At 36.5% G+C, this 13,960-nt stretch carries 11 protein-coding genes and 1 other RNA gene; all 12 read right to left on the bottom strand.

What is annotated here, in order from left to right:
- Window positions 1–216: 216 nt before the first annotated feature.
- Window positions 217–1,158, bottom strand: coding sequence for a manganese-dependent inorganic pyrophosphatase (locus EO120_RS00695; RefSeq protein WP_127133586.1), 942 nt, complete (start codon window positions 1,156–1,158; stop codon window positions 217–219).
- Window positions 1,159–1,294: 136 nt separating this feature from the next.
- Window positions 1,295–4,498 carry an efflux RND transporter permease subunit gene (locus tag EO120_RS00690; RefSeq protein ID WP_127133585.1) on the bottom strand — a complete coding sequence of 1,068 codons (3,204 nt, stop codon included), beginning with the start codon at window positions 4,496–4,498 and terminating at the stop codon, window positions 1,295–1,297.
- A 10-nt stretch (window positions 4,499–4,508) separates the two neighbouring features.
- The gene (locus tag EO120_RS00685; protein ID WP_127133584.1) at window positions 4,509–5,642 is read right to left on the bottom strand and encodes an efflux RND transporter periplasmic adaptor subunit; all 1,134 of its coding nucleotides are present in this window, start codon (window positions 5,640–5,642) and stop codon (window positions 4,509–4,511) included.
- 410 nt (window positions 5,643–6,052) lie between these two features.
- Window positions 6,053–6,394, bottom strand: a transfer-messenger RNA (tmRNA) gene (ssrA, locus tag EO120_RS00680).
- 191 nt (window positions 6,395–6,585) lie between these two features.
- Window positions 6,586–7,725 (bottom strand): 8-amino-7-oxononanoate synthase, encoded by a 1,140-nt coding sequence (gene bioF / locus EO120_RS00675; RefSeq protein WP_127133583.1) that lies wholly within the window; start codon window positions 7,723–7,725, stop codon window positions 6,586–6,588.
- An 81-nt stretch (window positions 7,726–7,806) separates the two neighbouring features.
- A complete protein-coding gene (locus EO120_RS00670; RefSeq protein ID WP_127133582.1) occupies window positions 7,807–8,574 on the bottom strand; it encodes a 6-carboxyhexanoate--CoA ligase in 768 nt (255 codons plus the stop codon).
- Window positions 8,575–8,688: 114 nt separating this feature from the next.
- The gene (locus tag EO120_RS00665; protein ID WP_127133581.1) at window positions 8,689–9,183 is read right to left on the bottom strand and encodes a hypothetical protein; all 495 of its coding nucleotides are present in this window, start codon (window positions 9,181–9,183) and stop codon (window positions 8,689–8,691) included.
- A 182-nt stretch (window positions 9,184–9,365) separates the two neighbouring features.
- The gene (gene smpB, locus EO120_RS00660) at window positions 9,366–9,836 is read right to left on the bottom strand and encodes an SsrA-binding protein SmpB (protein ID WP_127133580.1); all 471 of its coding nucleotides are present in this window, start codon (window positions 9,834–9,836) and stop codon (window positions 9,366–9,368) included.
- A gap of 9 nt (window positions 9,837–9,845) precedes the next feature.
- Complete coding sequence (rnr, locus tag EO120_RS00655; protein WP_127133579.1) at window positions 9,846–12,170, bottom strand: ribonuclease R; 2,325 nt, start codon at window positions 12,168–12,170, stop codon at window positions 9,846–9,848.
- A 161-nt stretch (window positions 12,171–12,331) separates the two neighbouring features.
- Complete coding sequence (gene secG / locus EO120_RS00650; RefSeq protein ID WP_206512452.1) at window positions 12,332–12,577, bottom strand: preprotein translocase subunit SecG; 246 nt, start codon at window positions 12,575–12,577, stop codon at window positions 12,332–12,334.
- Window positions 12,574–13,242, bottom strand: coding sequence for an RNA polymerase sporulation sigma factor SigH (gene sigH, locus EO120_RS00645; protein ID WP_127133577.1), 669 nt, complete (start codon window positions 13,240–13,242; stop codon window positions 12,574–12,576). Before sigH ends, secG begins: the two co-directional genes overlap by 4 nt.
- Before the next feature lie 175 nt (window positions 13,243–13,417).
- On the bottom strand, window positions 13,418–13,951 hold the full coding sequence (locus EO120_RS00640; protein ID WP_127133576.1) for an NYN domain-containing protein: 534 nt from the start codon (window positions 13,949–13,951) through the stop codon (window positions 13,418–13,420).
- Between the last annotated feature and the right edge of the window lie 9 nt (window positions 13,952–13,960).

Below are 13,960 nucleotides of genomic sequence, written 5' to 3'. Positions count from 1 at the left end.
AGTTCTCTATAATTTTATAAACTACTCATATAGTCTAATTGAATATTATATGAACTATAAAAACTATTCTACAAGCTTTACAATAACCTTTAGAAGGATAATATAGTCACATATAATAAAAACGTTGCTACCAGCAACGTTTTTATTATTTTACCTGCCTAGAAATATCATAGAGCTGTAATATGCATAATCTAATTACAATCTGTTGATATTTTATTATTTCATCGCCCCTAGGATTGGTGGTACGATTTGTTTTTTACGAGACATTGTATTAGGCAAAAATACGCCATTATCTTTAATTTCTTTACCGAATGCTTTGGTTACCACTGCATCTACATTACCGCTGTATAGCAAAGTTGTACTTTCATCAAGAATATTAGTAATCATAATATAGGAAGCAGCATAGTTATTAGAAGCGCGTAATGATTCAAGAGCAGCCACAAGTTCACCTTGTTTAGTTAATATATCGGTAGTATCCATAACAGAGATTTGACCGATAGAAATCGTTTGTCCTGCTTCAGAGAATTCTTTCATGTCGGTACGAACAATATCGTCATTAGATAAATCGGAAATATCAGCACCAGCTTTCAACATATCAAGACCATAAGCTTCGATATCTACACCAGCAATATCCGCCAATTTATATGCCATTTCCTTATCAGTTTCAGTACATGTTGGAGAGCGGAATAAAACAGTATCAGAAATAATAGCAGACAACATTAAACCTGCTACATTTTGAGGAATTTCTTGATTATTTTCTACATAAAGCTTAGTCAAAATAGTATTAGTGCAACCAACTGGTTCCATGCGAATAAATACAGGACCCTCTGTTTCGAAATCACCAATGCGATGATGATCGATAACGCCACAAATATTCATAGATTTGAAGCCATCTATGATTTGTTTAGATTCATTGTGATCGGTTAAATATAAATTACCACCATTGGGAGCAAATTCTTCCCAATTAGTTACGATTTGCGGATGCTCAAAACCAAAATGTGCTAAAGCATATGCTGTTTCTTTATTAACTGAACCAGCGCATACTGGTGTAGCTGCTGTCCCCATTTGAGTTAAAAAATTTGCGTATGCAATGGCAGAACATACAGAATCAGTGTCAGGGCTTTTATGGCCCGCTACAAATGTTAATACATCACTCATGTGTTTACCTCTTTTATTTACTAGTATCGTTTATACGATAATGACGATTTTTAACGTACATATTATACCATAAACTGTACAAAAAAACACGCTAATACAAGAGTATTAGCGTGTTTTCTTGTGTTATGAAATTAGACTAGTTTTTATTTTTCTTAGTAAAGAAACCAGGACCAATTTTCTCAACAATAATGAATAGCATAGGAATGATAAATATACCAAATAGGGTTGCCGTTGTCATACCAGCTACTACAGTAATCCCCATAGAAGTACGAGCACCAGAACCAGCTCCACTAGAAACAGCCAATGGCAATACACCTAAAATGAATGCAAAAGAAGTCATCAAAATTGGGCGTAAACGGATTTTAGATGCTTCAATCGCCGCATCTACAATATCCATACCTCGCTCATCAACACGAATCTTAGCGTATTCGATAATCAAGATAGCATTTTTTGCAGCCAATCCGACCAAAGTTAAGAGACCAATCTGCATATAAATATCATTTGCAAGATTGTAACTACCAGTAAAATTCAACAAATATGGTACAAGTGCAGCACCAATCATACCAGATGGTACAGAGAATAATACGGCAAATGGAACCTTCCAAGATTCATACAGTGCTGCAAGAATCAAGAATACAAAGGTTAAACCAAGACCAAGAATCAGTAAAGTTTGTGAACCGGCTTTTAACTCTTCACGAGATTGACCAGCCCAATCATAGGTATAACCTTGTGGTAATGTGCGAGCTGCTGCATCTTGTAAAGCTACAATAGCATCCCCAGAAGAGTATCCAGTTGCTTGGGAACCACCGATTTGAACAGCCATAGCATTATCAAAACGAGTAATGGAAGATGGCGTACCAGTTTGTTCTTTTGTGATATAGTTAGCTACGGACACCATTTGCCCCTTGCTATTACGAACAGCGATCATATTTAAGTTATCTGCATTTTGTCGATAACTATCTTCCGCTTGAACCACTACTTTATAGTTTTTACCATATGAAGTGTAATCGTTAACTTGGATACTACCATAGAACCCTTGTAAAGCTGTAAAGATATCAGACAAAGCTACACCGTCTTGCGCTGCTTTCTCACGATTAATATCAAATTGCAATGATGGAGTTGTAGTATCAAAAGTCGTGTAAATAGATTGAATAGCAGGACTCTTACGAGCTTCTGCAATAAATTCATTAGCTCTTTCTGCCATAACTTGAGCACTATCACCAGCTTTGTTGATGATATACATACTAAAACCACCTGTATTACCCAAACCAGGAATGGATGGCGGATTCAAAGCTACTACAGATGCTTCAGGTACACCCTTACCGGCAAAACCAAAGGTAGCACCAATCATAGCATTTACTGATTGATTTTTATTTGGCCGTGTATCCCAATCATTTAATACAGCAAAAATAGCGCCAGCACTAGATTTTTGTCCTCCTCCTAGCAAGTCAAAACCTGATACGGTAAAGATTTGTGAAAAATTATCTCTTACCCCTGGAGTAGTTTCTATAAATTGTCGAATCTTTTCGAGAGATTGTACAGTTCTCTCCGTTGTCGCTCCCGGAGGTCCATTAACGGCAATAATATAATATCCACTATCTTCTTCTGGCACAAAACTAGTTGGCAACACAGAAAATACAGCAGCCGTCCCCCCAGCAAAGATAATCAAAGCAATAATAGTTAAGCTTAACCGTTGGCTTAAACGAGCCAACATTTTACCATACCAATCGGAGAATGTTTCTAATGCTACATTAAATTTGTTTAATTGACGATGTACAAAATTTTCATGTTCACTTTGCATATGTGGTTTTAACATAATCGCACAAAGTGCTGGTGTTAATATCAATGCTACTACTGCAGAAATCGCAACCGATACAGCAATTGTTAAGGCAAACTGTTTGTACAGAATACCAGTCATACCGCCCATGAAAGCAACTGGGATAAATACAGCCATCAGTACGAAAGCGATACCTATAACTGGACCTTGTACATTTTCCATAGCTTTAATAGCGGCCTCTTTTGGAGGCAAACCATTGTATTTTAACTCGTATTCTACTGCTTCTACTACTACGATTGCATCGTCAACTACAAGGCCGATAGCCAATACCATGGCGAATAACGTCAATGTATTAATAGAGAAATTCAACAAGACAAAGGCACCAAATGTACCTAGTAGAGATACTGGCACGGCAATCATAGGAATAATTGTAGATCGCCAAGATTGTAAGAATACATATACTACAACGAGAACGAGCAATAATGCTTCAAAGAAAGTATGTTCTACTTCATTAATAGAGGCACGAACAAATTTCGTATTATCAATTACTTCTCGATATTCTAAATCACTAGGAAATGACTTGGATTCTTCCGTCAACAATGATTGGATATTGGCAATAGTTTCCAACGCATTAGCATCATTTTGTAAGGAAATAGCAAAACCTGCAGATGGTAATGATTTAGAATATATTACACTGCCATCTTCATCTTTAGAGGCAAAGGATGCTTTAGGTTCAAAATCATAACCTTTCGCCCCTATATCAATACGAGATATATCTTTTAAATGTAATGTTGTGCCATTTGATACAGAAATAGCAATATTCCCAAATTGTTCTGGTGTTACAAGACGTCCATCCACTTTGATTGGATATTGAAATGCTTGTTCACCATTTGTAGGATTTTGACCTACGGTACCAGCTGCAGCTTGTAGATTCTGCCCTTTGATAGCTGCTGTTACATCCGATATAGTGACGCCAAATTTCTGCATTTTCGCTGGATCAAGCCAGATTCGCATAGCAAAATCTGATCCAAACTCTTGTACAGAGCCAACACCTTTTACAGCTTTGATAGCATCCATAAGGTAGTTTGTACCATAATTTTTAAGGAATGTTTTATCAAATGTACCGTTAGGTGAAATCAAAGAAAAGATATATGCCATATCACCAGAAGATTTAGTAGTAGTTACACCAATTTGTTGAACTTCAGATGGCAATTGAGATAATGCAGCTTGTACACGGTTTTGTGTATTAACCGTATCCATGTCGGCATCACTTTCTTGAGAGAATTGTAGTGTCAAGGAATAGCTACCACTATTAGAACTATTTGATGTCATATAGTCCAAATCTTGAACACCGACGATTTGTGTTTCAATAACACTGGCTACAGTATCATTTACGACCTGTGCCGTCGCACCTGTATAGGCCGCACTTACACGTACTGTAGGAGGTGCAATTTGAGGATATCGAGCTATCGGAAGGTTTACCATAGAGATAAGACCTGCCAAGGTAATCATAATAGCGATTACGATGGCAAAGATAGGTCGATTAATAAAGAATTTCGACACGACTTACCTCCTATTGTTTTGCAGATTCAAGTTGTGATTTAGTCAATGGTTGAGCTTGTACTTTTACACCATTTCTTACTTTTGTTAAACCATCTACAACGATTTCATCACCGTCAGCAAGGCCAGATTTGATGATTGTGAAAGCACCGCTTGTGCCACCAAGTTCAACTGCTTTTTGAGTTACAGTTCCATCAGCACCGATAACAAAGACAAAGTTTTTATCCATAATTTGTTGGATACTACGAGTAGGTATCAACAATGCATTTGTTAGTGGTGCACCTGGAGATACTACAGTAGCATACATATTAGGTAACAATAAATGATCTGGATTAGGGAACGATGCTTTTAATACCAATTTTCCTGTAGAATTATCTAAGCTCTTAGCAGCTTGTACAACAGCACCTACACCACCTTTATATTCTTCTCCATTAGCTAAAATCAATTTAAGATTAGTACCGCTGTTTTCATCTCCAGCATTATTAGCCATGAATTCAAGATACTCAGGTTCAGTCATACTAAACTCAACAAAGATTGGATCGATAGAATCGATGGTTACCAATGTGGTAGAACCAGCAGTAACAAAAGTTCCCAAATCTACATCATCCATACGAAGCGTACCGGAGTATGGTGCATATACGATGGTGTCACCTAAATTATCTTGAGCGATTTTTAATGCGGCTTGTTGCGCCTCATATACTGCTCTTGCTTGTTCAGTAGCAGAACGCTGTGTATCTACGCGTTGGCGAGCAATAGCATCTTGGTTTGCCAAAATTTGATAACGATTCAAATCAATTTCTGAGTTTTTCAAGTCTGCATCCGCTTTTGCCACATTAGCTTCTGCAGATGCTACATTAGATTCATATTGGCGAGAATCAATTCTATACAATGGTTGCCCTTCAACGACTTGCTCTCCACCTTTAACATATTTTTCCACAACATAACCAGTCACACGAGCATGAACAGCTACCGAGTTTTCTGCTACCACTGTACCTGTATATGTATTGTTAAGCTGTGTATTTTCCGACATAACCTTATAAGAATTAACAGCTACATCTTGCGCCGTCTGCTGTTGGCTTCCACAACCAGTGACGAGCAAGGCGGATACAGCTAACACTGCTAACATGCGTGAATAACGAAACTTCATGACATGTACTCCTTTTCATAACACAAAGAAATATTCATAATATCCAAATTCATAAATATCTCAATACATTGTACTCGATTCATTGTGTAAAGTCAAGAAAACTAGCGTTTCAAAATGTTTTACAAACATAGATAAAACCTAACTTTTTAGACGTTTAATTGTATGCAATATTACCGCTATATCTTGTTGACAAAATTATAAATCTGTGTACACAAAAACATCTCTTTAGTAATCTACGAGAAGAATCTTATATAATTATTATTGCTTATAAAATAACACACCTTCTCCTATAGACTCAATTTTGTCCTATAACCCCGATTTAAACATACATACTAGATTAGTTAACAATTCTTATAATTTCAGATATATAAAAAGCGCTAACTCATCAAAATGAGCTAGCGCGAAATATTTGGTGGAGATGAGGAGAGTCGAACTCCTGTCCAAAAGTGTTGCCATATAGACTTCTCCGAGTGCAGTCTATGATTTAAATCTCAAGTTCCTATCGCTCACAGACAAACTACGAAACTCCAGTTCATAAGTTCTCGCCTAATTCATATGAACAACTAAATTAAGCCAGCCTACGGTTTGACGTCCATTCACACTTGGTAGGCACAAGTATGAGGGACGTAGCTTATGCAGCTAATGCAAAATTTTCTTCTGCGTTTAAATGTTTTCCCACCGTTTAACGGCCTCATGGAATGCCGACTCGCTATCTATACCACACGCACCCCTGTCGAAACCTTTACATCCCCATAGGTTGTTGGTCTTATAATAATACTCCTCTAAAAAATATCTGTCAATACCTGCACACCATACATATGATAAAACATATATAATATTATCATAGTAATATACAAATAATGCTGTATAAAAAAGATCAAATAATAATATGTTTTATTTTTATAGTTATTTATACAATTAATTCTTACTATTACAAAATCGCTTACAATGTTTCATCCAATGCTGATGCAACATAGTCCAATTGTTCTCTACTATGAGCTGCCGTAACGGTAAGGCGCAGTCTACTTTCACCAACAGGCACTGTAGGTGGGCGAATAGCCGTTATAATAATCCCCTTATCTTGAAGCTCCATGGCAGCGCGCAATGTTTTTTCATTATCACCGATTACAATGGGAAAAATAGGTGTTTCGTCATCACAGGGAATCCCTAATTCAATAAGCTTAGATGCCATATATCGCGAATTATCTTGCAGTTTCGAGATCAAGGTTCTATCCGTTTCGATGATACGAAGTGCAGCTAATGCAGCGCCGATATCCGCTGGTGATAATGCAGTAGAAAATATAAAACTACGACTATAATTGATTAAATATTCGATTATATTACGAGAAGCCGCTACAAATCCACCTACGGAACCTAATGCTTTGCTCAATGTACCAAGTTGAATATCTACATCATGGATATCATAATAGTCAGCTATACCATGTCCAATGACACCTGTTGCATGAGCATCATCGACCATGAGCAAAGCATGATAATCTCGAGATAATCGTTGCAAATCATGTAAAGGGGCAATATCACCATCCATACTAAATACACTATCCGTAATAAGCAAAATACGAGCGCCCCTATATTTTTGTAATAAAAATTCTACCTCTTCCACATCTTTATGTTTATATCGTTCAATGGTAGCACCGCTTAAACGGCATCCATCTATAATACTGGCATGATTTAATTCATCACTGACAATAACCCATTCTTTATTTGCTATTGCACTAATAGTACCTACATTAGCCATATATCCAGTATTAAAAACCAAAGCTGATTCCGTACCTTTACATCTTGCTAATTCCTGCTCAAGCTCTGTAAACAATGGGAATGTCCCCGATGTCAATCTAGCACCGCCAGAGCCAGTACCATATCTTCTACTTGCATCCACAGCAGCTTGCTGTACTTGTGGATGATGTGTTAGTCCTAAATAATTGTTGGATGCCATCATCAAATAATCTTTTCCATCCCAACGTACAGTAACTGCATTAATAGGGGTGTACGATTTTAAACTCCGCAAATTATTCTCTTTATGTTTTTCTTCTAATTTGGTTTTAAAATATATATCATAATTCATATAACGATTCCTATAAGTTGTTAACTATTATAGATGAAACATCCCAATAATTTATTTACGGCTATCTAGATTGCGTTGTTGTCATCTATCTTGCCATGTGACTAAAACAGCTTGTGATTCCAAATAAGACTCAACACTTTCTACTGAAACATGACTATCTATAAAAAATACACGACCACCTATCTCACTTCCCAAAGGCTTCATGTGCTGCAATCGATGATATTTGCCATTGCAGGCTACATAACCAACTGTATAATCTGGATCATCTGACCAACAAAGTTCTCCAACGATCCCCTTACAGGATTGTACTTTAGATGCTAATACTAACGCCTCTGCTAAATGGGTATTAACAGGAATTTCCGTATTATCTGTTGTAACGATATAACTAGGATGTTTACCTATTACATCCATCCTCGTAACGCGAATACCTTTCTGTCCTGTTCTATCTAGTCGTTCTCCAGTTTGACTATCCAACAATATCGCGCCACGCATATTCGTATTTAAGCTTTGTAAAAAAGAAAATGCACACTCTACCGCCTTTGCCGAAACAGATTGGCACAGCAAATCTTTCGCCAACGCATGAGATTCATCAATAGTATTCGACTCGTAAATAGCAACAGCTAATGGTCGTATATACTGAATTTGATGGGGTTCAATTTTCTCTATACATATATTAATAAAATCTGCAGTTCCTTTACTATGATGTAATGCTCTATCAATCAATTGTTGAGCTATTATTTTCAACGTTTTTTCATCTACAATACGCTCAGCACCGGAAATATGACGCCCACCGTGCTCATGGGCACCACCTTCCGCACTGCGCATACGAATACTATATAATGTATTCACTATCGTTCGCCTACCCTCACTATGACTATAATTCTTCACATGTATTATTCTAGAACTCTTATATCTTCGATTATCTACAGATATACATCTATAAAAACCATTAAAGAATATAGGCTAACGAAGGAGTTTACGAGGTACACTATGTTCTGCCATAGACACTACCTTTTTAAATACTTTCACCATAACAGGCGCTGCGAGAGCCGTAAAAATCATACCTGGTACGGCAAGCATTACCATAGCTAATGCACCTTTACCTACATAAACAGACAAAGTTATTCTTGCTAATGCAGATGCAATAGGTCCACTGATAACAATACTAGCCATATGATTATGACAAATCCAAAGTATGAATCCAACAATTAATCTAAATTGCATAGCTATAGCTACACTTAGCAATGTTTGAGTCCCCAAAGCTAATCCTATCAAACTGGACAAACAGCCACTAATAATATATTTCTTAAAACCAAATACAGCACATATAGCAACAGCCAAAGGCGCAGATAATTGAAATTCAATACCTGGTACTAAATTAGGAATCTTAATTGCCCCTAATATAGTAATCATAGCCGTTAAAATACCAATTTCCGTAATTTGTCGAATTTGATTCATAATACCCACCTCATAACACCAATTTTGTTAACTAAAAAAATATTACTTGTTTACATTATATAAACATGCGAAATTTTTATCAACCACTTTTATTAAAATCAGTTAACAATAAGGTGTAAAAAATAGAGGATAGTTACAATGTAACCATCCCCTATTATATAGGCTTTATGCGATATAAAGCATCAATATTTTTGTTGTTCTTTTAATCGTTTTGCAATATCTCGTTTTGCATCACGTTCCGCCATATCTTGACGTTTATCGTAATTTTTCTTACCGGTTACTAAACCTACCGTAACCTTTACATAACCACGACTAAAATGAAAATTCAAAGGAATGAGAGAAAATCCCTTTTCTTTAACTTGACCAAAGAGCTTATCGATTTCTTTGCGATGCATCAATAATTTTCTTGTTCGTTCCGGCTCGTGATTAAAACGATTGCCTTGTTCATAAGGGCTAATATGAACACCCATGAGAAGCATTTCCCCATTATGGATACGAATAAAACTATCTTTTAAATTCAATTTTCCTTGTCGTATAGATTTTATTTCCGTCCCTGTTAAGGCAATACCTGCTTCATAGGTTTCATGAATATGATAATCATGACGAGCTTTTCTATTATCTGCAATTAACGATGGTGAATTTTGTTTTGCCATAATCTCCTCTTATCGTTTACGTTTTTTTCCTTTTTTATGTTTTGATTTTCCTACAGCATTGCATTTCGTACTTATTTTTCTAGATTTTCGTCCACTCGATTTACCACTATTGGACTTTCTACCACGCCGTTTCAATTGTTTGCTGCTACTAGTACGTCCTAATGGATTTTTTTCACGTTTAGATACATAAGAACTAGAGATATTCATTTCTTCTTGGATTTTCATTAAATTATCAACTTCACCAAGAACAAAATCAATTTGACGTTTTTCTACATCTGCTTTCACCAAGGTAACAGTTACCGTCTCTCCTAATCGATAAATTTTACCTGTCCGTTTGCCTACGAGAACAAAATGTTCTTCATCATAGAAATAATAGTCATCCGTCATCATGCTCATATGCACAAGTCCATCAATACCGTTTTCTAATTCAACGAACATACCAAATGATGTAATACTAGAAATTGTTCCTTCAAAAACTTCACCTATAAAAGGCACCATATATTGAGTCTTTTTAAGATCTACCGTATCCCGTTCAGCAGATACTGCATCTTGTTCCTTTAACGATGAATGTTCCGCTGCCCTCACTAAAAATTCCGCAGTAGTATCTCGTTTACTATATCCATTACGCCAATTCATATCCGCCTTTAACAAACGATGCACCATCAAATCAGGATACCGTCGTATAGGCGATGTAAAATGTGTATAACATGTAGAGGCCAAACCAAAATGTCCTACATTGTCAGTACTATATTTTGCCTGTTGCATAGACCGCAAAGTCATAATTTGTGTCACTTGTTCAATATCTGTACCCTTAACAGTATCTAAAATATATTGAAATTGACGTGGTTCTAAAGTTTCCCCATTAAGCCGTATATTTTGACCTAAGTAATTAAGCACCTTTTGGAATAATTCCATTTTTTCATCACTTGGCACTTCATGAATACGATAAACACTTGGACGATGAGTATTTTTTAAATGAGTCGCTACCGTTTCATTGGCAATGAGCATACACTCTTCGATTAATCGCTCTGCCAGAGTCCGTTCTCGTTTCACAATGCGAAGTGGTGTTCCATCATGGTCAAGAAGTACCTTATATTCAGGAAAATCAAAATCAAGAGCACCACGGCGATAGCGCATAGCGCGAAGATTTTCTGCAATGCATGCTAAATCCTTGAGCATCGGCATTAGAGGCAATAAATCTTCAGGTATAATATCCTCAGCTAATGCTTTGTATACTTCCTTATAACTACACCGTCTATTTACATGAATAATGGACGGTTGAATATGATAATCCACTACCTTACCAGCTTGATTGATTTCCATCATACATGTCATAGCATATCGGTCTTCACCTGCATTCAAACTACAAATGCCGTTTGACAAAGATTCTGGCAACATAGGAATCACTCTATCTACCAAATATACGGAAGTACCACGGTCATAAGCTTCTTTGTCGATAGCTTTTTGTGATTCCACATAATGGCTTACATCCGCAATGTGAACTCCTAATTCATAATTTCCATTATCTAATTTGCGACCACTAACAGCATCATCTAGGTCTTTTGCATCTTCACCGTCGATAGTCACCATCGGAATATGGCGCAAATCCCAACGATTGGAATCATCATGTATAGTCATATCAATGTGCTTGCTAGCTTTAATGACGTTTTCTGGAAAAGAAAATGGAATATGATGCTCTGCCATAATACAATTAATATCTAGGCCAATATCACCTTTATAACCTAAGACTTCTATAATCATACCTTCTGGTTTCTTATCCCCATCAGGCCATTTCATAATTTTCACGAGAACTTTTGCACCACTACGAGCATCTAAAGTATGTTGCAAATCAACGAATATATCCGTGCCCAATCGTTCATCATCAGGAATGACAAATCCAAAATTGCGTTGTCGATCGTAGGTACCTACTACTGTTTCATTAGCTCTTTCTAAAACAGAAGTAATGACACCTTCTCGTTTATGCCGACTATCTTTAGACTTTATGATGCGCACCCGAACTTTATCATTGTGCATAGCGGTGCCTTTATTGTACTCTGCTATATACACGTCCTCTTCATCAGGTCCAGTAATAACGAAACCAAAGGATTTGCGGTACCCTTTATAAATTCCCACAACATCTTCGTGATCATCATTATAAGCATACACATCACGGCGAATAAATTGTAAATTACCTTCTTTACATAATTCTCTACCGGCTTCTATGAAAGTATCTAATTCCTTACCACCTCGAATGTGACAATCCATTGCTGCATCTTCTATATGATATGTATTGGGATAAATAGATTTATAAAAATTAAGAATTGTTTCTTTCATTATAACACCCCCTTTATACGTAGGATTATGTATTTGTACTAATACTTCTAAAAACGATATATAATTTTTAAAGCTAAATAACTATAATTATCAATACTATGTATGATAATTACTATTATGAACATATAAAAATAAAAAGCCTGCTAGGCAGGCTTTCATCATTAAAATTGGTTAATCATTGCCCCTAGTACTAAACTCAACACAGCAAAGATAATCCCTAATATAACTGTACATCTAGACAAAAATCCGTCTAAACCGCGTTCCTTACCGCCAAATGTAGAATCGGCAGCGCCAGAAACAGAACCACCCATACCAGAAGATTTACTGTTTTGAGCTACTACTACCACAATTAATAAAACGGATACAATGATTTCTAGAACCATTAAAAAATTTGTCACGATGTTCATCCTTCCTGTATCGAAACACCGAGTACACGGTGCTCTAAAAACTTCTCTAATTTACGTTTGACCCTTTGTAATGCATTATCAATAGATTTTACACTACGATTGGTGCCAGCAGCCATTTCCTGATAGGATTTGCCATCTAAATAGCCTTCCAACACTTCCCATTCTAAATCGCTGAGAATGTAACCAATACTACGTTCTATATCATCCAATTCTTCTCGGCTAATAATTAATTCCTCTGGATTAGTAACGCACGCTGACGATAACATTTCAATCAGTGTCCGTTCCGATTCATCAGTATAGACTGGTTTATTTAACGAAATATACGAATTAAGTGGTGCATGTTTCTGTCTCGTTGCAGATTTAATGGCCGTTATAATTTGCCTAGTAATGCATAATTCAGCAAAGGCCCTAAAAGACGTGAGTTTATCATTTTTAAAATCACGTGTCGCCTTATAGAGACCAATCATTCCTTCTTGAATAATATCGTCTCGGTCCGCACCAACTAAAAAATATGTACGTGCTTTAGCACGAACAAAGTTCTTATATTTGTTGACTATATAGTCGATTGCAAACTCATTCTGCTCTTCTTGAGCAATGACCACAACTTGCTCATCGGTCATTTCTTTGAAATTGTAATCGGACTGGTACGTATGAATCTGCTTCATAGGTCCTCCTTACAATCATATTGTAGAAATACCAATATATTTCATTATATATGAATTAACTAAGTTCCGCAACATATAAGACAAAAGGGTATTCTATCATAAGGTTCGACTAGGGAAAATAAAATTCACTAGATTGTATATTTTACCTATTAATATACTCATCCACGCTTCTATATTACTTACCTTTGCGTAAGGCATCTAATTTTTCCGCTATATCTGGACTGAGATGATCATACACTTCGTTGCGGCTAAGAACCACTTGGTCTCGATGATGTTTATGAGTATATTGTAAACGTTCTTCTTGCTTTGCAATGTTCATATCGTTTTGTAATTCCCTAGCAGGTATACGGAGACCGCCAGAACCAAGGATTTGGTTTTGTTCTGCTCCATCCGATGTGACCACATACACGTTAGTATATTTGCCTTTACGCAAAAATACTTCCCGTTCTATGAAAGCATCTGCCGTTTCTCCATCATCTGTATAAACTTCAATAAAACCTCTTGCAATGGATTCAATACTGGCCGCATCTTTTGTATATTTTCCATCGAATACGAGAATTACTTCATAACCTTTAAATTTCCCATAATTAAGCAGTTGATTCCGCAATTCCATGCGTGCATGTTCTAACGATTCATTGGCGATTTTCTTCAAATGTGCCCATGCAAAGATAACATTATACCCATCTACAATTAAGATGTCCTTCAGCATAATCCACCT

This window comes from Veillonella caviae (assembly GCF_003992125.1).
Lineage (GTDB): Bacteria > Bacillota > Negativicutes > Veillonellales > Veillonellaceae > Veillonella > Veillonella caviae.
The sequence above is the reverse complement of the archived record's forward strand: the minus strand, read 5'-3'. Positions and strand labels throughout refer to the sequence as shown.